This window comes from Saliterribacillus persicus, from assembly GCF_003337485.1.
Lineage (GTDB): Bacteria > Bacillota > Bacilli > Bacillales > Amphibacillaceae > Saliterribacillus > Saliterribacillus persicus.
This window is the reverse complement of record NZ_QPJJ01000016.1, coordinates 34,159-54,886: the sequence shown is the minus strand read 5'-3', so window position 1 is coordinate 54,886 and position 20,728 is coordinate 34,159. Positions and strand designations below refer to the sequence as shown.

General features: G+C 34.8%; 16 protein-coding genes and 1 other annotated feature. Of the genes, 13 read left to right on the top strand and 3 right to left on the bottom strand.

Annotation, left to right across the window (positions count from 1 at the left end; genetic code table 11):
* Positions 1-19 precede the first annotated feature (19 nt).
* Genes hisA through hisIE form a run of 3 tightly spaced genes read left to right on the top strand, consistent with a single transcriptional unit; the run spans position 20 to position 2,116 of the window.
* Entirely contained in the window at positions 20-724 is a 705-nt protein-coding gene (gene hisA / locus DFR57_RS15520) for a 1-(5-phosphoribosyl)-5-[(5-phosphoribosylamino)methylideneamino]imidazole-4-carboxamide isomerase (RefSeq protein ID WP_114354135.1), read from the top strand.
* On the top strand, positions 721-1,479 hold the full coding sequence (hisF, locus tag DFR57_RS15515) for an imidazole glycerol phosphate synthase subunit HisF (protein WP_114354134.1): 759 nt from the start codon (positions 721-723) through the stop codon (positions 1,477-1,479). Before hisA ends, hisF begins: the two co-directional genes overlap by 4 nt.
* Positions 1,469-2,116, top strand: coding sequence for a bifunctional phosphoribosyl-AMP cyclohydrolase/phosphoribosyl-ATP diphosphatase HisIE (gene hisIE / locus DFR57_RS15510; protein ID WP_114354133.1), 648 nt, complete (start codon positions 1,469-1,471; stop codon positions 2,114-2,116). The genes hisF and hisIE overlap by 11 nt, the downstream gene beginning before the upstream one ends.
* Positions 2,117-2,292: 176 nt before the next feature.
* Here the strand turns inward: hisIE and msrA are convergent, their stop codons facing one another.
* Positions 2,293-2,826, bottom strand: coding sequence for a peptide-methionine (S)-S-oxide reductase MsrA (msrA, locus tag DFR57_RS15505; RefSeq protein ID WP_114354132.1), 534 nt, complete (start codon positions 2,824-2,826; stop codon positions 2,293-2,295).
* A gap of 83 nt (positions 2,827-2,909) precedes the next feature.
* Between msrA and DFR57_RS15500 the strand changes: the two genes are divergently transcribed.
* Positions 2,910-3,794, top strand: a complete 885-nt coding sequence (locus tag DFR57_RS15500) for a 5'-3' exonuclease (protein ID WP_114354131.1) — start codon at positions 2,910-2,912, stop codon at positions 3,792-3,794.
* Between the two features lie 206 nt (positions 3,795-4,000).
* On the opposite strand, the gene gltC is transcribed toward DFR57_RS15500, so the two are convergent.
* A complete protein-coding gene (gene gltC, locus DFR57_RS15495; RefSeq protein ID WP_114354130.1) occupies positions 4,001-4,903 on the bottom strand; it encodes a glutamate biosynthesis transcriptional regulator GltC in 903 nt (300 codons plus the stop codon).
* Positions 4,904-5,033: 130 nt separating this feature from the next.
* On the opposite strand from gltC, the gene gltB reads away from it, so the two are divergent.
* Both gltB and gltD read left to right on the top strand, forming a co-directional pair.
* A complete protein-coding gene (gene gltB, locus DFR57_RS15490; protein WP_114354129.1) occupies positions 5,034-9,590 on the top strand; it encodes a glutamate synthase large subunit in 4,557 nt (1,518 codons plus the stop codon).
* An 18-nt stretch (positions 9,591-9,608) separates the two neighbouring features.
* A complete protein-coding gene (gltD, locus tag DFR57_RS15485; RefSeq protein WP_114354128.1) occupies positions 9,609-11,102 on the top strand; it encodes a glutamate synthase small subunit in 1,494 nt (497 codons plus the stop codon).
* Positions 11,103-11,152: 50 nt separating this feature from the next.
* Here the strand turns inward: gltD and DFR57_RS15480 are convergent, their stop codons facing one another.
* Positions 11,153-11,893, bottom strand: a complete 741-nt coding sequence (locus DFR57_RS15480; protein ID WP_114354127.1) for a CBS domain-containing protein — start codon at positions 11,891-11,893, stop codon at positions 11,153-11,155.
* 192 nt (positions 11,894-12,085) lie between these two features.
* On the opposite strand from DFR57_RS15480, the gene DFR57_RS15475 reads away from it, so the two are divergent.
* The 7 genes from DFR57_RS15475 (at position 12,086) to DFR57_RS15445 (ending at position 20,589) form a co-directional block, all read left to right on the top strand.
* Positions 12,086-13,162, top strand: a complete 1,077-nt coding sequence (locus DFR57_RS15475; RefSeq protein ID WP_114354126.1) for a branched-chain amino acid aminotransferase — start codon at positions 12,086-12,088, stop codon at positions 13,160-13,162.
* Between the two features lie 54 nt (positions 13,163-13,216).
* Positions 13,217-13,426, top strand: a binding site (T-box leader).
* A gap of 87 nt (positions 13,427-13,513) precedes the next feature.
* A complete protein-coding gene (proB, locus tag DFR57_RS15470; protein ID WP_114354152.1) occupies positions 13,514-14,641 on the top strand; it encodes a glutamate 5-kinase in 1,128 nt (375 codons plus the stop codon).
* Positions 14,634-15,878, top strand: coding sequence for a glutamate-5-semialdehyde dehydrogenase (locus DFR57_RS15465; RefSeq protein WP_114354125.1), 1,245 nt, complete (start codon positions 14,634-14,636; stop codon positions 15,876-15,878). The genes proB and DFR57_RS15465 overlap by 8 nt, the downstream gene beginning before the upstream one ends.
* A 103-nt stretch (positions 15,879-15,981) precedes the next feature.
* Entirely contained in the window at positions 15,982-16,911 is a 930-nt protein-coding gene (locus DFR57_RS15460) for a manganese-dependent inorganic pyrophosphatase (protein WP_114354124.1), read from the top strand.
* Between the two features lie 80 nt (positions 16,912-16,991).
* The gene (locus DFR57_RS15455) at positions 16,992-18,164 is read left to right on the top strand and encodes an MFS transporter (protein WP_114354123.1); all 1,173 of its coding nucleotides are present in this window, start codon (positions 16,992-16,994) and stop codon (positions 18,162-18,164) included.
* A gap of 124 nt (positions 18,165-18,288) precedes the next feature.
* Positions 18,289-19,548 (top strand): threonine ammonia-lyase IlvA, encoded by a 1,260-nt coding sequence (gene ilvA / locus DFR57_RS15450; protein ID WP_114354122.1) that lies wholly within the window; start codon positions 18,289-18,291, stop codon positions 19,546-19,548.
* A gap of 81 nt (positions 19,549-19,629) precedes the next feature.
* Positions 19,630-20,589, top strand: coding sequence for an AraC family transcriptional regulator (locus DFR57_RS15445; protein ID WP_114354121.1), 960 nt, complete (start codon positions 19,630-19,632; stop codon positions 20,587-20,589).
* Positions 20,590-20,728: the final 139 nt, after the last annotated feature.

The window sequence follows — 20,728 nt, the reverse complement described above, 5'->3', positions numbered from 1 at the left end:
AAGATAGAGGAGTATGGTTATGAAAATATTACCGGCTATAGATTTAATTAATGGAAAATGTGTTCGTCTTTATCAAGGGGACTTTTCTAAAACAGAGCAAGTTGGAAGTGATCCTAAAACTCAAATCAAAACATTTCTTGCTGATGGAGCTGAAATAATACATATTGTAGATTTAGATGGAGCAAGAGAAGGGAGTTCTTCCCAATTTGAATTAATTCGTGAGCTATGTAATATCGCAACAGTGCCCATTCAAGTTGGTGGCGGTGTAAGAAACATGGAAACCTTAGAAAAATTAATTAATGTTGGAGTCCAAAGGGTTGTTATTGGTACAGCAGCAATTGAAGATCAAGATTTCCTTAAAGAAGCACTTCGCCGCTTTCAGGAGAATGTGGTGATAGGAATCGATGCGAAAAATGAAATGGTAGCAACAAGAGGGTGGGAAACTCTCTCTGAAGCCCACTATATCGATTTTGCAAAAGAAATGGAAGCACTAGGAGTTAAAACAATTGTTTATACGGATATTTCGCGTGACGGTACAATGACTGGTCCAAATTTAGAGCAGTTAAAAAAGTTAAATGAAGCCGTTTCTTGTAAAATTGTTGCTTCTGGAGGTATTAAAAGCAATCAAGATTTAGTGGATTTAGATAATATTGGGATAACAGAAGCGATTGTTGGTAAAGCCATTTATGAAGGTAAAGTAACGTTATCAGGTGACTTATCATGATTGTAAAAAGAATAATTCCTTGTCTAGACGTCAAAGAAGGAAAAGTGGTAAAAGGAACTAATTTTGTAGGGCTTAGAGAGTTAGGAGACCCTGTCGAGATGGCTTCAGCTTATTCAAAAGCAGGAGCTGATGAAATTGTTTTCTTAGATATTTCAGCAACCAATGAAGGTCGTCAAACAATGGTTGATATTGTTAGAGCGACTGCTAGAGAAGTTTTTGTTCCTTTCACAGTAGGTGGAGGTGTCAGAACCATAGATGATGTCACACGTCTTTTACAAGCTGGAGCAGATAAAGTAGGGATGAACTCTGCAGCTGTCGTAAATCCTTCCCTAATTACGGAGGCTTCTGCTAGGTTTGGGGCGCAATGTATTGTTGTTGCTATTGACGCGAAAAGGTTTGGGGATAAGTGGCATGTAATGACACATGGAGGATCAAAGGATACTGGTCTTGATGCGATTGAGTGGGCAAAAACAGCTGAGAAAAACGGAGCAGGAGAAATATTATTAACGAGTGTAGATACCGATGGAGTAAAAGATGGTTTCGATACCGAGCTAACCTCTGCAGTTGTAGAAGCTGTACGGATACCCGTAATTGCCTCAGGAGGTTGTGGTAAACCTGAACACTTCTCTGATATTTTTAAAGCAACAGATGTATCGGCAGGCCTTGCTGCTTCGATTTTTCATGAGAATACGTTTACCGTTGGAGAAGTGAAGCGTATTTGCCAACAGGAAGGAGTGGATATTCGTGAAGCCTGATTTTTCTAAAGGATTAGTTCCAGCTATTGTAGTTGATGATAAAACGAGTGATGTTTTAATGTTAGCTTATATGAATGAAGAAGCTTACGAAAAAACATTAGAATCAAACGAGACATGGTTTTATTCTAGATCACGTGATGAATTATGGAATAAAGGCGCAACATCTGGTAATAAACAAATGGTTATTTCCATTGATTTAGATTGCGATCAAGATACTTTACTTATAAAAGTGGATCCTAAAGGACCAGCTTGTCATACAGGAAGTAGAACATGCTTTTTTAACAGTATTAAAACAAGTGAAGATAGTAGTAATCATGCTATTATCGATGAAGTTATGCAAGAAGTAGAAGAGAGAAAACAACATAGAGTTGAAAAATCCTATACCAATTATCTTTTTGATAAAGGTATTGATAAAATAGGGAAAAAAGTAATTGAGGAAGCCGGAGAAGTTGTCATCGCTGCTAAAAATGAGGATAAAGAGGAAATAATCAATGAAGTAAGTGATTTACTTTACCATAGCTTAGTATTACTGGCAAACCAAAATGTTAGTTTGAGTGAAGTAAAAGCAGAACTATCTAATCGATTTTCTAAAAAAGGAAATAGTAAAGGTGACCGAGAAGAAATAAAAGATTGGTAGATTGTTAACGATAACTTTATTATGTAAACTAAGTGCTGATGTGAGATATAACATTTTTACAAATGGATAAAGTTATAGGTGTAATGGATGAAGTGAAAATAAATAATTCAGACATAAGAAAAACTAGACACATTCGCTATTTTGCGAAAGAGTTTGTCTAGTTTTTCTATATTTCCTTATTCAATAGGAGTGTCCCAATGTTTTTGAATGAAATCGTCTCTTCCTGAAGCTTTTCGATCTTTTTCATAGTAGTCTTTATTCTTTTTATAAAATTCCTGATGATATTCTTCCGCTACATAAAATTTCTCCGCCTCTAGAATCTTTGTTACAATAGGTTTATTAAAGTTAGAAGAGATTTTCTTTTTTGATTCCAATGCTGCAATTTTTTGCTCATTTGAATGATAAAATATAGCTGTTTGATACTGGCTGCCGCGGTCGTGGAATTGACCACCGTCATCAGTAGGATCTATTTGTGGCCAATATAAATTTAGAATCGTCTCATAAGAAATGATTTCAGGATCATATTTTATTTGAACCGCTTCGTAATGACCTGTTTTTCCAGTTTTAACTTCTTCATAACTGGGATTTGATGTTTGTCCACCTGTGTATCCAGATACTACATATTCTACACCATCCCATTGGTCAAAGGGTTTTACCATGCACCAGAAACAGCCACCGGCAAATGTGGCAAATTGCTTTTTAACGCTCATAATGATGTTCACTCCAATATTAGAAAATAACGAACTATCATTATTTTAAACGAGATTATGAAAAATAGAAAAGGATTGATTTGATGAATAAAAACCGTGTTTTATTAATTGATGGAATGGCTTTATTGTTTCGTGGATTTTATGCAACTGCTTTTAAAGGAAACTTTATGGTTAATAGTAAAGGGATTCCGAGAAATGGCATTTTTGGCTTTCTTAATTATTTTACGGATGCGATAGAAACTTTTGAACCTACGCATGTGATAAGTTGCTGGGATATGGGGAGTAAAACATTTAGAAATGATATATATCCAGATTATAAGGCGAATAGAACTAATCCACCTGAGGAGCTTGTACCACAATTTGATTTATGTAAAGAAGTTGTAGATGCTTTTCAAACACCTAACATTGGTTTAACACATTTTGAAGCTGATGATTGTATTGGAACGATAGCACAAGACCTCTCTTTAGACAATGAAGTAGTTATTGTTAGTGGTGATTTGGATTTATTGCAATTAGTCGATAAAAATACTTCCGTTGCGATTATGAAAAAAGGTACTGGTAATTATGAAGTTTTTACAGAGGATAATTTCTATGAGAAGAAAGAATTAGAACCGAAGCAAATTATTGATTTAAAAGGATTAATGGGAGATAGTGCAGATAATTATCCAGGTGTAAAAGGGGTAGGAGAAAAAACTGCAATTAAATTATTAAAAGAATTTCATTCTATCGATAACATTCTATTAAATACAGGAAAGCTACCTTTAGGACTCCAGAAAAAGTTAGCGACGAGTAGTGAAATCCTCGCTTTATCTCGTAACTTAGCGACCATAAAAAAGGATGTACCGTTAACGTATTCACTTGAACAAGCTATGTGGAATTTTAATTATCACGTCACAAATGATTATTTAGTAAACCAATTAGAATTTTCCAATACAGATCGCTGGTTAAAAAAATTAGCTGTTAATTAATCTATTCTATCCCCAAATAATGTATAATCAATCTCAATGTGAGAATGATTTAATATCACATAAGTAATTAAAGGAAGTTTTTCTAAATAAGGATAGCTTTTTTTTACTTTCGTTATGTTTTTTGGATCTTTTATAAACCTAAAAGCAAAATTCACTTATAAAAAAGTAGACACCTTAAATTAGTGTCTACTTTTTTTGATCGCTATTTATTGAAATCTTTGCAATATAGAGAAGAATTCTTTAACAAATTCGTAGAATACTTGCTCAGATGGGGCTAATTTTCTATTTTTAGGAATGATTATCCCCACTGTTCGTTTTAATTCCGGACTATGAAGCGCAACTTTTGCGCTGTAATACGGATTCAAATCGTTAAAGGCACTTTCGGGCAATAATGTGATCCCAATACCCGCCGCAACTAACCCCTTGATAGCATCTAAATCTTCACCTTGGGAGGTTACCTTAGGCATAAAACCTGCTTGTTTACATCCATCAATCACAAGTTGATGTAAAACATATCCTTCTGGGAAAAGGACAAATGACTCATCGTGTAAATCCCGTAGATCTACACTACTTTCCTCTGCTAACGGATGCGAGCTAGGAACCAGTGCATAAAAATTTTCAGTGAAAAGAATATCTCCAATAATATCGCTATGTTCGGTAGGCACCGGACCTAAAAAAGCAATATCAATTTCTCGGTTCTCAACAGATTCAATAAGAAAATTATAAGAACCTTGACGTAATTGAAAGCCTATTTTTGGGTGTTTCTTTTTAAATTCAGATACCACTGTTGGCAGTAGATTACTGGCAAGACTAGTTGGAAAACCTATTTTAATCGAACCTCTTTCGGGATCGATATATTCATCTACCTGTTTTCTTGCATGATCAATTGCTTTTAATGCTGTTTTTGTATGAGTTAAAAATATTTTCCCAATATGCGTTAACTTTACATTTCTGCCCTCTCTTTCAAACAATTGAACCCCTAATTCTGCTTCAAGATTCGCGATTTGCCTGCTTATAGCGGACTGAGCTACATGTAATTCAGCAGCGGCATCTGATACGTGTTCTCTATCTGCCACTTCTACGAAATATCTTAATTGTCTTAATTCCATGACTTCACCTCATTATTTATATCAAAAGTAGATCATTATCATGTTAATTATATATTGTTTAGATTGATAATAAAAATTACAATAGTATTAGACACCTTAACAGTATATATTGAGAATGGGGGCGACATATATGACATACAGTAAAATACCAGGCCCACAAGGCTTATATCATCCTGATTTCGAACATGACGCATGTGGAATAGGATTGTATGCACATATAAAAGGTAAAAAAACACACGCTATAGTAAAAAAAGGTTTAAACATGTTATGCCAATTAGATCACCGTGGTGGGCAAGGGAGCGATCCAAACACTGGTGATGGTGCAGGTTTAATGGTTCAAATTCCTGATAGATATTTTAGAAAAGTTTGTACCGAATTTACATTACCAGCAAATGGACGTTATGGCGTTGGTATGTTATTCATGACTAAAAATGAACAACACCAAGCTGAATTTGAAAGTAAAGTAAATGAATTAATTGAGCAAGAAGGTCAAGTTCTTCTTGGTTGGCGTAATGTACCAGTAGATGGTGAAAATATCGGTAAAACAGCTAAAGAAACGTTACCTACAGTTAAACAGGTTTTTATCCAAGCTGCAGATGATATTAAAACTGAAATTGATTTTGAACGTAAATTGTATATTATTCGCAAACAAGCTGAAAACTGGGCGATAAAAAAAGAATACCGTTTTTATTTCGCTAGTTTATCAAATAAAACGATAATTTATAAAGGATTATTAACTCCTACTCAAGTAGATGAATTTTATTTAGATCTTCAAGACGAATCATTTGAATCAGCCTTTTCACTGGTTCATTCAAGGTTTAGTACAAATACTTTCCCGAGCTGGGAAAGAGCACACCCAAATCGTTATTTAATTCATAATGGTGAAATAAATACGATGAAAGGTAATGTGAACTGGATGCGTGCACGAGAAAAGCAATTTGTATCGGATGCATTTGGTGATGATTTAAATAAAGTTTTACCAATATTACACGATGACGGTAGTGACTCAGCAACGCTTGATAACGCACTTGAATTTTTCACGCTAGCTGGAAGAAAGCCGGCTCACGCTGCTATGATGTTGATTCCAGAACCATGGGAAAATAATCCTCATATGTCGGCACAAAAAAGAGCTTTTTATGAATACCATAGCTGCTTGATGGAGCCATGGGATGGGCCAACCTCTATTACTTTTACAGATGGCAAACAAATCGGTGCGATATTAGATCGTAATGGATTAAGACCTGCCAGATATTACGTTACTAAAGATGATTATATCATTTATTCATCTGAAGTTGGGGTAATTGAAGTAGAAGAGGAGAATGTTTTACTAAAAGAACGTTTAAGCCCTGGCAAAATGTTATTAGTGGATTTAGAAGAAGGACGGATTATTTCTGACGAAGAAATGAAAAAAGAAGTGGTCAATGAAGAGCCATATCAAGATTGGTTAGATGAGAAAGTCGTGCTATTAGATGAAGATCATTCTAATGCCAAAATAGATATTAGTGATGACTTATTATTAAAACAAAAGGCTTTTGGTTATACAACAGAGGATCTTGAAAAATATTTGATTCCACTTGTAGAAAAAAGAAAAGACCCAATTGGTGCTATGGGGAATGATATGCCACTGGCAGTATTATCAGAACGCCCGCAAAGTTTATTTTTGTATTTCAAACAACTATTTGCTCAGGTTACCAACCCACCGATAGACTCTTATAGAGAGCAAATCGTTACATCTACTTTAACGTGGCTAGGTACAGAAGGAGATATACTTCATCCTTCAAGCGAAAATTGTAAAAGACTGCAATTAAATTCACCAGTCTTATCTAATCAGCAATTAAAGGATATCGAAAATAATAAATATATAGGCTTTAAAGCTAAAAAAATAGAATCAGTGTTTGAGGAAAATTTAGAAAATGCACTTGATCACTTATTTTCACAAGCAAAAACAGCAATAGACAATGGTGCAAACATCATTATTATTTCTGACAAAAATACTAATCAAAATAAAATGGCAATTCCAGCATTATTAGCAGTAAGTGGATTGCATCAATATCTAGTAAAAGAAGGAATCAGAACGAAAGCTAGTATTATAGCTGAAAGTGGAGAAACAAGAGAAGTGCATCATTTTGCTACTTTATTAGGATATGGTGTAGACGCTGTAAATCCTTATTTAGCATTTGAAACATTAGCAAATCAGAAAGAAGAAGGAAATATTTCTTTGTCTGTTAGTCAAATTGTAGATAACTATATTGATAGTGTGACAGAAGGTATTGTAAAAGTTATGTCCAAAATGGGTATTTCTACTGTACAAAGTTATCGTGGTGCACAAATATTTGAGGCAGTTGGAATTGGTAAAAAAGTTATAAAAAAATATTTCACTGGGACTGCTTCCCAAATTGACGGTATAACGATAGATGTCATTGAAGAGGAAACAAAGAAACTTCATCATGATGCTTATTTAGAAGGATATCAGCAATCATTAGAACCTGGTAGTGATTTTCAGTGGCGTAAGACTGGAGAGCACCATGCGTTTAATCCAACCACTATTCACTTGTTACAATGGTCGAGCAGAAGAGGAGATTATAAACTTTTCAAACAGTTCTCTAAAGCTGCTAATGAAGAAAGAATTGGCTTTTTAAGAAACTTATTTGAATTTAAAAAATCGAATTCCATCTCGATTGATGAAGTTGAGTCTGCTGATTCCATTGTGAAACGCTTTAAAACTGGTGCCATGTCTTATGGATCGATAAGTCAAGAAGCTCATGAAGCTTTAGCGATAGCAATGAACCGTATCGGTGGGAAAAGTAATAGTGGTGAAGGCGGTGAGAATCCGAACCGATTTAAGAAAGATGCAAATGGAGATTTAAGAAGAAGCGCAATTAAACAAGTAGCTTCTGGTCGATTTGGAGCAAACAGTCACTATTTAGTAAATGCTGAAGAATTACAAATTAAAGTTGCTCAAGGTGCAAAGCCGGGTGAAGGTGGTCAGCTACCTGCGAATAAAGTGTATCCTTGGATTGCAGAAGTTAGAGGTTCAACACCTGGTGTAGATTTGATTTCACCACCTCCACATCACGATATTTATTCAATAGAGGATTTAGCGCAATTAATTCACGATTTAAAAAATGCAAATCGTCATGCAAGAATAAGTGTTAAATTAGTAGCAAAATCTGGTGTAGGAACAATCGCAGCAGGGGTTGCTAAAGGTAGTGCTGATGTTATTTCTGTAGTTGGTTATGACGGAGGTACTGGGGCTTCGCCTAAGACAAGTATTAAACATGCCGGATTACCTTGGGAGCTTGGATTAGCTGAGGCACACCAAACACTTATGCTTAATGGTCTGAGAGAGCGTGTAATATTAGAAACTGATGGAAAATTATTAACCGGAAAAGATGTTGTAATGGCAGCATTATTAGGAGCAGAGGAATATGGCTTTGCTACAGCGCCATTAGTTATCTTAGGTTGTGTGATGATGCGTGTTTGTCATATGGATACATGTCCAGTTGGTGTGGCAACACAAGATCCAGAGCTTAGAAAGAAATTCACAGGCCAACCAGAACACATTGTGAATTATATGTACTTTGTTGCAGAGGAAATGCGCGAAATCATGGCTGAACTTGGCTTTAGTACAATTGATGAAATGGTTGGAAGAACGGATGTTCTAGAAGTGAGCGAACGTGCAAAACAACACTGGAAAGCCAAACATCTCGATCTTAGAACCTTGCTATATCAGCCAGAGGGCGGAAGAGTAAATAAAACAAAACAAAATCATAAAATTGATGAGTCACTAGATATTAAAGAGATATTGCCTAAGGTTGAGCACGCGATTAAAAATAAAGAAAAAATTGAAGCGAGCTTTAAAATCAAGAATACAAATCGTGTGGCAGGAACCATTGTTGGAAGTGAAATCTCTAAATTATATGGGGAAGATGGGTTAGCAGAAGACTCGATAAAGCTTAATTTCCATGGTTCAGCCGGTCAAAGCTTTGGAGCTTTTGTTCCTAAGGGTATGACATTAAACCTTACAGGTGATGCAAATGACTATGTAGGTAAAGGACTATCAGGTGGTAAAATCATTGTTAAAACACCTAAAGAATCGTCCATAGATGCTGGTCACAACGTAATAGCTGGTAATGTATCGTTTTATGGCGCAACAAGCGGTGAAGCGTATATTAACGGGTTCGCTGGAGAACGATTTGCAGTTAGAAACAGTGGTGCAAACATCGTTGTAGAAGGTGTAGGTGACCATGGATGTGAATACATGACTGGCGGTCGTATCTTGATTTTAGGTGAAGTTGGTAAAAACTTTGCAGCAGGTATGTCAGGTGGAGAAGCATATGTCATGGTTAGAGATAAAGAAAGCTTTGCAAAATTATGCAATATGGAATTGGTGGAAGTTACTCCATTAAGTGAAGAGCAAGATATAGAAAAAGTGAAAAGCATGCTTGAAAAACATTATTCCTATACCAATAGCGGTAAAGCAGCAACAGCTTTAAATAATTGGAAGGAACAACAGCAGTATTTCGTAAAGGTAATTCCAACCGATTACAAACACATGTTAGCGCAAATTGCTTGGCATGAAGAGCAAGGAGATTCAAATAATGATGCTTTATTAAATGCATTTGTCGCTAAAAAAGAAAATAAAATGATTCCTAATAAAGAGAAACAGACATCTAATATTAAGTAAAGAAAGGAGTCCAATTACATGGGGAAAGCAACTGGATTTATGGAGATAGAGCGAGAAGAGACAATTGAGCGTGATCCAAATGAGCGAATTAAAGATTGGAAAGAATATTCCACGCCTTTTTCAGATGATATGATGAAAAGGCAAGGTGCAAGATGTATGGATTGTGGTACTCCATTTTGTCATATTGGAATGGAAATAGATGGGGCAACTTCTGGTTGCCCGGTTTATAACCTGATTCCAGAATGGAATGATCTTGTTTATAAAGAGCAATGGAAAGAAGCGCTTGATCGATTGCTTAAAACAAATAATTTTCCGGAGTTCACGGGAAGAGTGTGTCCAGCACCTTGTGAAGGTTCTTGTACAGTGGCTATTTCAGAGCCTGCTGTTGCGATTAAGAATATTGAGCAAGCAATTATTGATAAAGGCTTTGAGGAAGGTTGGATCACTCCACGTATACCTCAAATACGTACTGGTAAAAAGATTGCTATTATTGGGTCAGGACCAGCAGGGTTAGCTGCAGCTGATCAATTAAATCAAGCAGGTCATACCGTTACGGTTTATGAGAAAGCAGATCGTGCTGGCGGTTTATTGACTTACGGTATTCCAAATATGAAATTAGATAAAGACGTAGTGGCTAGACGTGTGAAATTATTGGAAGATGAGGGAGTTAATTTCATCGTAAACACGGAAATTGGAAAAGATGTTACAGGTGACGAATTGAAAAATTCAAATGATGCTGTCATTTTATGTACTGGAGCGCAAAAGCATAGAAACCTTCCAATTGAAGGAAGAGAAGCTAAGGGTATCCACTATGCAATGGACTATTTAACAATTTCGACTAAAAATTTATTAGATAAAAAGATTAATAATGAAGGTCTAGATGCAGCTGGAAAAGATGTTATTGTTATTGGTGGAGGAGATACAGGTGCAGACTGTATCGCAACTGCTTTAAGACAAGGTGCTAAAAGCATAACGCAATTTGGTAAGCACCCTCAATTACCTGTAAAAAGAGGTAGTGAAAATATGTGGCCTGCATATCCGCAAGTATTCAGCTTGGAGTATGCGCACAAAGAAGCTAAAGCTAAATTTGGCGAGGATGTTCGTCAATACTCCATCCAAACGAAGAAATTTGTCATGGATGAAAACGGTGAATTAGAATCACTTCACACGATTGAAATGAAAAAGACTCGTGATGAAAATGGGATCTTTGTATTTGAAGAAATTCCAGGAACAGAAAAAGTATGGCCAGCTCAGTTAGTATTTATTGCGATTGGTTTTGAAGGAGCAGAAGATGCAATTATAAAAGAGTTCTCTGTATCCGCTACCTCAAAAAAAATCGACGCAGAATATGGTGATTTTAGAACGAATGTAGATGGAGTTTTTGCTGCCGGTGATTCAAGAAGAGGGCAGAGTTTGATTGTTTGGGCAATTAATGAAGGTAGGGAAGTTGCACATCAAGTAGACGGTTATTTAATGGGTGAGAGTGCTTTGCCTTCAGTTGTGAATGCATAGTAAAAAAAGAGAAGCTGCTTATTTGTGAGCAGCTTCTTTCTTTTACTTTCTCAAATATGACTAATAATAGACAAGGTAGTCGGTTTTATTTTAACTAAATCCCAAGCAGATATTATACCCATTGGTCTCTCTTGTGATAGGCCATCTTCTGTTAGGATAACAGCTTCTAATTTTTGATTATTTGATAGACTGGCTTCAAATATTGCTTCTAAATCATAAATGGTAGCAGTTTTGGATAAAAAACCGACATTATGTTTCTTTTCACATGCTAATACATGAGCAGCAGTAGTGTTTTTTAACATAACTTGCTTATCTTGCATGTTTTTCGCAAACCACTTAGCTAGTCCTCCCTCTGTGATAAGCCCACAAAAACCATTTTTATCGTATATAGGAAACTGAGAGTAACTATATTTTTCAATGGATTTTAAAATATGTGGAATTGTATCATCAATGTAGTGTTTTACTACAGGACTTGACGCAATAGTCAAAGCTAATGGCGGTTGATATAATAATTCGCATATTTCTTCTAACTCCAGTACTATTTCTAAATGGGGTTCTGCAATATAAAAGTCTTTTTTTACTTTGCGATGAACTAATGCATTTCTTAACTTACTGCACTGTTTTAATAGATCATAGTGATAGTTAACGATATGATGGTGTCTAGCTTTATGTAAAACCTCACCAAACGAAACGAATTCATTTTTTTCATTAGCTAAAACAGTTAACTTGTCATGAATGCGATTAAAGGCTGTTTCAAAACGAATGGCATTATCATAATTATTATTTTTCATAACTCGATTTCCTCCAGATTAATTCGATCTCATACATCAATTATAAGACTTTTTATGTCTAAATAATAGTAATCGCTGTAATTGTTAGAATTTTTTAATAGTTAGAGGTTGTTTTTTTAATTCAATTAGTAATAAAATGAAGGGTATAAGTTATTTTGAGAGAAAACTATATATAATGAGGAGCAAAAGAATATGTCAGCTTATACGATTACTTACATAAAGAATGAAAATAAAAAAGAAAAGCCTGATTTTGATAACTTAGCTTTTGGGAAATATTTTACCGATCATATGTTTATTTTGGATTATAGTGAACAAAAAGAATGGCATAATGCTAGGATCGTTCCTTATAAACCTTTACAATTAGATCCCGCAGCTATCGTTTTTCACTATGGACAAACTGTATTTGAGGGCTTAAAAGCCTATAAAACGAAAAGTGGAGATATCCAGCTTTTTAGACCAAACAAAAACATGGAACGCTTAAATCGATCAAATGAAAGAATGTGTATTCCAGAAATAGATGAAGAATTTGCAATAGAAGCAATCAAAAATCTAGTAGAGATCGATAAAGATTGGGTGCCTGATGCTCCAGGTACATCTTTATATATTCGTCCTTTTATCATTTCAACTGAACCCTATTTAGGTGTTTCACCTTCTAGTACATATCAATTTATTATAATTTTATCGCCAGTAGGTGCGTATTATGAAGAAGGGATCAATCCTGTTAGGATTGCTGTAGAAAACGAATTCGTTCGTGCAGTAAAAGGTGGAACGGGTGAGGCAAAAACTGCTGGTAATTATGCTTCTAGTTTAAAAGCTCAAGAAATGGTTTCTAATAAAGGATATGCACAAGTATTATGGTTAGATGGGATTGAAAAGAAATATATTGAAGAAGTAGGAAGCATGAATGTTTTCTTCGTAATTAATGATGAGGTAATCACACCAGAGCTTAATGGAAGTATACTAAATGGTGTAACACGAAATTCAGTTATAACCTTATTAAATCACTGGAATATACCTGTTAAGGAAAGAAAGATTACAATGGAAGAGATATATGAATATGCACAAAATGGTGAGCTTAAAGAAGCTTTTGGTGCGGGCACTGCTGCTGTTATTTCTCCAATTGGTGAACTTTCATGGAATGATAAAAAGATAGAAATTAATGATGGTAAGACTGGTAAAATTTCTTTTGATTTATATGAAACATTAACAGGAATTCAATATGGTAGAGACGAAGATATTTTTGATTGGATAGTAAAAGTAAAATTTTAAACGTTAATTGTTGAGAAAATTGAAAAAATTTACTATAATTAGAATGCTGATAAATTAAAAGTCATGACTGGAAATAGTAATTAGTAGAAACATGTCAGAGAATAAGATTCTAAGGCTGTGAAATCTTATCATGCTTTCGCTAGTGAACCTACTCTAGGAACTGTTAAGGTAATGCTTAATCGTAAACTTGCGTTAAAAGTGTAAGGGGACATATTTATGTCAACTTAAGGTGGTACCGCGGATCAAAAATCTTCCGTCCTTATATGAGGATTGGAGGTTTTTTTTATTCGAAGAACTGATCACCTTTATACTATATAACGAGTAATTAATGTGAATGAGAGCGGGATGACAATGGCAAAACAAAGAATAGTGGTAAAAATAGGCAGTAGTAGTTTAACTGAAAAAAATGGTCAACTAAGTCATGCTAAAATTAAAGAACATACTGCTGCAATTGCCAAATTGAAGGAATTAGGATATGAAGTTGTTTTAATCTCCTCTGGGGCTGTTTCTGCAGGCTTTAAAGACCTTGGTTATCCTACTCGTCCAGTCACTGTTTCTGGTAAACAAGCGGCAGCAGCTGTAGGTCAAGGACTATTGATTCAAGCTTATACGGAAGCTTTCAAGCACTTTGACATCATTCCAGCACAATTACTTTTAACAAAAGATGTGTTTTCCACTCAATTATCCTATAGCAATGCCTATACAACATTGACGGAGCTATTAAAGCGAGATGTATTACCAATTATCAATGAGAATGATACAGTTGCCATTGATGAGTTAACTTTCGGTGATAATGATATGCTTTCTGCTTTAGTAAGCGGATTAGTGCATGCAGATTTTCTCATTATGCTTACAGATATTAATGGTTTTTATAATAGTAATCCTAAATTTGATCCTTCAGCTAAACGTTATGATCGTTTAGAAGACATTAGTGAGGATCTAATAGAAGAAGCGAAAATTGATTCAGGTTCAAAATTTGGCACAGGTGGAATGAAGTCAAAGCTTCTTGCTGCTAAAACCGCATTATCCTTAGGGGTAAAAGTATTTGTTGGAAGTGGAACCAATGATCAAAAGTTAATCGACATCATCCAAAATAAGGGGGATGGTACTTATATTGGTAACCATTTAACCTCTAATTTCCGTAAACACAAACAGTGGATCGCCTTTCATTCATTGGTAATGGGCAAAATTATTATCGATAAAGGTGCGTCAGAGGCTATACTTGTACATGGAAAAAGTCTTTTGCCAGCGGGCATTATAGATGTAGTTGGTAATTTTAATGAAAGTGATGTTGTTGAGATTATTTATGAAGACCAAGTGATTGCAAAAGGGCAAGTTAACTATACAGCAGAAGACATTAGGCGCATAAAAGGTGAAATTAGTGCAGTGGCTATGGAAATTACATTTGGTAAAAAACCAGAGGTCATACACAGAGATCGTTTAGTTCTATCAATGAAGGAGGTATACAAGTATGAATAAGCTACAAGACCTTGGGAAGCTGGTAAAAGAGGCTTCTTATGAGCTCGCTAAGAAAACGACGCAAGAGAAAAATGATGCTTTACAATTTATTGCTAATGCATTAAGGGAAAACAGTGCCTTTATTATGGAAGAAAATCAAAAGGATATCATAAATGGTAAGGAAAAAGGCTTTCATGAATCGCTTCTTGACCGACTATTATTATCCAAAGAACGAATTTATGATATTGCTGATGCATTAGAACAGTTAATTAACCTTAACGACCCAATTGGAGATGAAATGGAAGCTTGGGATAGACCCAATGGCTTAGAAATTAAAAAGGTTCGTGTACCAATAGGCGTGGTTGGGATGATTTATGAAGCGAGACCAAATGTTACAGTAGATGCAGCTAGTCTGTGTTTGAAAACTGGTAATGCCGTGTTGCTTCGAGGGAGCTCATCTGCGATTCACTCAAATAAAGCTCTAGTATCGATTATTCATCAGGGGTTAGAGAAATCTAAATTACCTAAAAATGCTGTCCAATTAATTGAGGATACAAGCAGAGACACTGCCAATGAAATGTTTCAATTAAATGAGTATTTAGATGTTTTAATTCCACGTGGTGGACATAAGTTAATTCAAACTGTCGTTGAAAAAGCTTCCATTCCAGTCCTTGAAACAGGAGCAGGTAATTGCCATCTCTTTATTGATGAAACAGCAGAGGAAGATATGGCGGTTAAGGTAGCAATTAATGCTAAAACGCAAAGGCCATCTGTTTGTAATGCTATAGAAACAGTTCTTGTCCATGAATCATGGGATGAGCGTTACTTTAAGCATTTATTGGAAGCTTTAGAATCGAATAACGTAGAAGTAAGAGCAGATGAATCGATTCGAAATAGTTATCCACAGTTAAAAGAAGCGTCTGAAGAAGATTGGGAAACAGAATTTTTAGATAAAATCATTGCCATTAAAAAGGTGTCTTCAGTTGAAGAAGCTATATCACACATTAATCGTTATGGTACAAAGCATTCAGAATCTATTCTTACAAACAATGAAATGAATCGTGTGAAGTTCATGAATGAAGTAGATGCTGCAGCAGTTTACCATAATGCTTCAACAAGGTTTACAGATGGATTTGAATTTGGGTTTGGTGCTGAAATCGGAATTAGCACACAAAAATTACATGCACGAGGACCGATGGGGCTTGAAGCACTTACTTCAACCAAATATTTATTGTTTGGTGAAGGTCAAATTAAATAATGCAATTTAATAATTAACTGACTATAAATTAAATCGTATGATTTCTTATTCAGATTTAGGTACAATAAGTAAATACTTAAAATAATAAAAGGGAGTAGATAATATGGGGAAAACACTAATTTTCGGACACAAAAATCCAGATACGGATACAATCACAGCTGCCATTGCGCATGCCCATTTAAAAAATGAATTAGGTGAGGAAGCAGAGGCTGTTCGTCTTGGAGATGTAAACGGGGAAACACAATATGCGTTGGATTACTTCAATGTAGAAGCCCCGCGTTTCATTGAAGCTGCTGCAACAGAGACAGATAAGGTTATTTTAGTCGATCACAATGAAAAACAACAAAGTGTGGATGATCTTGAAAAAGTACAAATATTAGAGGTGATTGATCACCATAGAATTGCCAATTTCCAAACGAAAGATCCACTTTATTACCGTGCAGAGCCTGTTGGTTGCACAGCAACTATCTTAAACAAATTATATAAGGAAAATGATGTTAAAATACCGAAGGAAATAGCTGGCTTAATGGTATCAGCTATTATCTCTGATTCCTTACTATTTAAATCACCAACTTGTACCGACCAAGACAAAGCTGCTGCAGAAGAATTGGCTAAGTTAGCTGGTATTAATCTTAATGAGTATGGTCTTGCTATGTTGAAAGCAGGAGCAGATATAAGTGATAAAACTGTGGAAGACCTACTTTCTTTGGATGCAAAAGAATTCGATATGAATGGTCACAAAGTAGAAGTAGCACAGGTTAATACAGTAGATGTAAATGATGTTTTAAAAAATAAACAAGCCATTAATGACGCTACTGCTAAAGTTATTGATGAAAGAGGCTTGAGTTTATTCCTATTTGTGATTACTGATATTTTAGAGAATAATTCTGTGATAATAGCAAACGGTGAGCAAATTAACACAGTAGAAAAGGCATTCGATATCTCATTAGAAGATAAGCAAGGTTTACTACGTGGAGTAGTATCACGTAAGAAGCAAATTGTACCACAATTAACGGAAGCATTTACGAATTAATTATTCAGAAAACAGCTATCTAATTGGTAGTTGTTTTCTTTTACAGCGAGTTTTTAATCAACGAGAGAAGGTTAAATGCAATGAAGGAAAATAGCAGCAATACAATTTGGACAAAGGATTTTATCTTACTATGCTTCGTTAACTTTTTCATTTTTGCGGGATTTCAAATGACCTTACCCGTGCTACCTTTATTTCTAAATGATTTAGGTGGAAATGAACAGTTAATTGGATTGATTGTAGGGATTTTTACATTTTCCGCATTAATAATTCGCCCTATATCTGGTCATTTATTAGAATCCTTAGGACGAAAATGGGTATATATTTTAGGTTTATTGATATTTGTAATTTCTGTAGGAAGCTACATATGGATCACGAGTATTTTGCTATTATTTCTTATGAGAATTGTTCAGGGCTTAGGCTGGGGCATGTCTACAACAGCCGGAGGAACAATTGCGACCGATATTATCCCTGCTAAACGAAGGGGAGAAGGGATGGGCTATTTTGGTCTGTCGGGGAATTTAGCGATGGCATTTGGACCAGCGTTAGGGTTATTGCTTGTGAAAGTTTTTAACTTTCCAATCACTTTCTTTGTAGCTGCATTTGGTGGTTTTCTAGCCTTTGTTATAGCTTACTTTATTAAGTACAAGCCTGTAGACACAAAATCAAGTGTACATCATGAAAAACGCTTTGACATATTTGAGAAAAGCGCCTTAAGACCAGCGTTATTATTATTTTTCATTACGATGACATTTGGTGGAATCACTACCTTTTTACCTCTATACGCTAACCAAGAAGGAATCTCAGGAATTGAGTGGTATTTTACTATTTTCGCCCTTGCCTTGATGATTTCAAGACCCGTTTCAGGAAAAATATATGACCAGAAAGGTCATAAATTAGTGTTTATTCCTGGTGCGATTTTGATCATGATTGCGATGGTTATTTTAGTATATATGGATAATTCATGGATGCTGGTTAGTGCTGCTTTCTTTTTTGGTTTTGGGTTTGGTTCTATTCAACCAGCCTTACAGTCTTGGGCAGTTCAAGAGGCGCCTCTTAATCGCAGAGGTATGGCTAATGCAACATTTTATTCGAGCTTTGACCTAGGTGTAGGTTTTGGTGCAATATTTTTCGGGGTAATTGCTGACAAAATTGGTTATAGTGAAATTTATATTGCATCAGCTATTTCCGTATTAATTGCTATATTATTGTATGGAGTTATGTGGATTAAAAAAGCAGATGCAACATTTAGCTAAACTATGAAATAGAAAAACTTTTAAAATAGATCTAATTACTATTTAAAACTAACAAATTTATTTTCTAAATCTTCTGTTTATGTTAGTATAAAGCTAATTATAGAAGTAGGAAGGATCCTTAAGTATGAGTGCAAAAGTAAATCCAATTCAAGTAAGAGATATCATTATTGCAAATCAAGTGTTAAAGGATGTAGTGGTGAAAACGCCACTTCAAAAAGATGCTATATTATCAGAGAAGTATCAGTGCAATGTATATTTAAAAAGAGAAGATCTACAAGTTGTTCGTTCCTTTAAAATTAGAGGAGCATACAACCTGATGCAGGGTCTGACTAAAAAAGAATTAGAAAATGGCGTGGTATGTGCAAGTGCAGGAAATCACGCACAAGGCGTTGCATATTCTTGTAAGGCATTAGGCGTAAAAGGAGTTATATTTATGCCAAGCACAACTCCTAGGCAAAAGGTTAATCGCGTAGAATTTTTCGGGGGGCCTTTCGTCGATATTCGATTAACTGGAGATACGTTTGATGACTCTTTTGATGAGGCAATCAAATTTTGTGAAGAGAATGAGATGGAATTCATTCATCCATTTAACGATACACGAACCATTACAGGCCAAGGCACAATTGGACTAGAAATATTAGATTGTATTGAAGAGCCTATTTCCCATGTCTTTATGGCTGTTGGTGGTGGCGGGTTAATCTCTGGAGTCGGTTCATACATGAAGAGTATTAGTCCAGACACTAAAGTAGTAGGAGTAGAGCCTGCTGGGGCAGCTTCTATGAAGGCTTCTTTAGAAAAGGATCACGTTGTAAAATTAGATAAAATCGATAAATTTGTTGATGGTGCAAGTGTGAAGCAAGTTGGTAATATTTCATTTGATATTGCTAAAGAGATTATTGATGATATTGCGGTTATCCCAGAGGGAAAACTTTGTACAACCTTATTAGATTTATATAATGAAAATGCAATTGTTGCTGAACCAGCAGGTGCGTTACCAATTTCTGCACTAGATTTTTATAAAGATGAGATTAAAGGCAAAAATGTCGTTTGTATTGTTAGTGGAGGTAATAATGATATTGACAGAATGCAGGAGTTTAAAGAAAGGTCTATGATCTATGAAGGGTTCAAGCACTATTTCATTGTCAACTTTCCACAACGTGCTGGTGCATTACGAGAATTTATGGATGATGTTTTAAGTGAAACAGATGATATTACACGATTTGAATACACGAAAAAAAATAATCGTGATAGAGGACCTGTTCTTGTTGGCATCGAATTACAAGAAGCAAATGATTATCACGCTTTAATTGACCGAATGAACAAAAAAGGATTCACTTATATCGAAATTAATAAAGATCAAAATTTATTTCATTTATTGATATAAGTCTTTCAAAGTGACAGGAAATCATTAGTTTCCTGTCACTGTTTTATAGTTCAGATTTTTTTGAAGGAGATGTTCGAAACGATGGCTGATTTATTGTTTGATAAATTAATAGATGAAACTGAAGAAGAAAAAGCAATCCTTCAAAATAAATCTTTAAATATTAAAGACTTATATACAAATACGCAAGACTTCATCATTCAAAGCTCAAATTTTTTAGAAAACGATTCGATAATGATTCGGAAACACACACGTTATATTGACTTCCCTAAGCATTCACATGATTATATAGAAATGAATTTTGTTTATAATGGAAAGCTAACACAAAAAATAGGGAACACGAAGCTTACGCTAAAAAAGGGTGAGTTAATATTTCTAAATCAACATATAGAGCATGAAATCAAAGCAAGTAGCCATGATGATATCATTTTAAATTTTATCATTCAGCCAGCTTTTTTTGAAAATATCATTGCAAATGTAACAGATGATTTTAGAGATAATCATGTCATTTCCTTTTTGCTTAATAGTATTTTTGATACGTCTAACCAAGGCGAGTATTTATATTTCCCTGTAGCACATGTAGCTTCTATCCAGTCACTTCTTAAAAATATTTTAGAAGAAATGTTGAATAAAACACTCTTTTCACAAACCAAAGCAAAATTTATGATGGGTTCCCTCATTGTTGAGTTAATTGAACATAGTCATTTATTAATTCAAGAGAAAGAAACAACTAATCAGCAATTTTTATTTGAAGTCTTTCACTATGTAGAAAAACATTATAAAACGGCTAGCTTACAAAGCTTTTCAGTAGAAGTGAATCGTCCAGATTATTGGGTTAGTAAACAAATAAAAAAATTAACCAACACTACATTTAAAGAACTTTTGCAAGGAAAACGATTAGCAGTAGCAAAAGCAATGCTTGCTGAAACAACTTATTCCATCACCACAATTGCAGAAGAAGTCGGTTATGAAAATATAAGTTATTTTTATCGTATTTTTAAAAAGAAATATGGAAAAACGCCAAAACAGCTTCGAAAACAATGATACCTTTACTAGGATTGTTGTTTTTTTATTTATTTCAAATTCAAAATTATGCAAATAAGGACATACAATAAATAAATTAGGATATAGTTTATTCTTATTATCTTCTTTATAATGAAAGCATAAACCGCTTACATGGAGG

What these genes read in the sequence shown, in the direction of transcription:
- gltD (WP_114354128.1), top strand. Translation starts at nt 9,609, where the DNA reads ATGGGGAAAGCAACTGGATTTATGGAGATAGAGCGAGAAGAGACAATT.
- hisA (WP_114354135.1), top strand. Translation starts at nt 20, where the DNA reads ATGAAAATATTACCGGCTATAGATTTAATTAATGGAAAATGTGTTCGT.
- hisF (WP_114354134.1), top strand. Translation starts at nt 721, where the DNA reads ATGATTGTAAAAAGAATAATTCCTTGTCTAGACGTCAAAGAAGGAAAA.
- DFR57_RS15460 (WP_114354124.1), top strand. Translation starts at nt 15,982, where the DNA reads ATGGGGAAAACACTAATTTTCGGACACAAAAATCCAGATACGGATACA.
- gltB (WP_114354129.1), top strand. Translation starts at nt 5,034, where the DNA reads ATGACATACAGTAAAATACCAGGCCCACAAGGCTTATATCATCCTGAT.
- gltC (WP_114354130.1), bottom strand. Translation starts at nt 4,903, where the DNA reads ATGGAATTAAGACAATTAAGATATTTCGTAGAAGTGGCAGATAGAGAA.
- DFR57_RS15475 (WP_114354126.1), top strand. Translation starts at nt 12,086, where the DNA reads ATGTCAGCTTATACGATTACTTACATAAAGAATGAAAATAAAAAAGAA.
- proB (WP_114354152.1), top strand. Translation starts at nt 13,514, where the DNA reads ATGGCAAAACAAAGAATAGTGGTAAAAATAGGCAGTAGTAGTTTAACT.
- ilvA (WP_114354122.1), top strand. Translation starts at nt 18,289, where the DNA reads ATGAGTGCAAAAGTAAATCCAATTCAAGTAAGAGATATCATTATTGCA.
- DFR57_RS15480 (WP_114354127.1), bottom strand. Translation starts at nt 11,893, where the DNA reads ATGAAAAATAATAATTATGATAATGCCATTCGTTTTGAAACAGCCTTT.
- DFR57_RS15465 (WP_114354125.1), top strand. Translation starts at nt 14,634, where the DNA reads ATGAATAAGCTACAAGACCTTGGGAAGCTGGTAAAAGAGGCTTCTTAT.
- msrA (WP_114354132.1), bottom strand. Translation starts at nt 2,826, where the DNA reads ATGAGCGTTAAAAAGCAATTTGCCACATTTGCCGGTGGCTGTTTCTGG.
- DFR57_RS15455 (WP_114354123.1), top strand. Translation starts at nt 16,992, where the DNA reads ATGAAGGAAAATAGCAGCAATACAATTTGGACAAAGGATTTTATCTTA.
- DFR57_RS15500 (WP_114354131.1), top strand. Translation starts at nt 2,910, where the DNA reads ATGAATAAAAACCGTGTTTTATTAATTGATGGAATGGCTTTATTGTTT.
- DFR57_RS15445 (WP_114354121.1), top strand. Translation starts at nt 19,630, where the DNA reads ATGGCTGATTTATTGTTTGATAAATTAATAGATGAAACTGAAGAAGAA.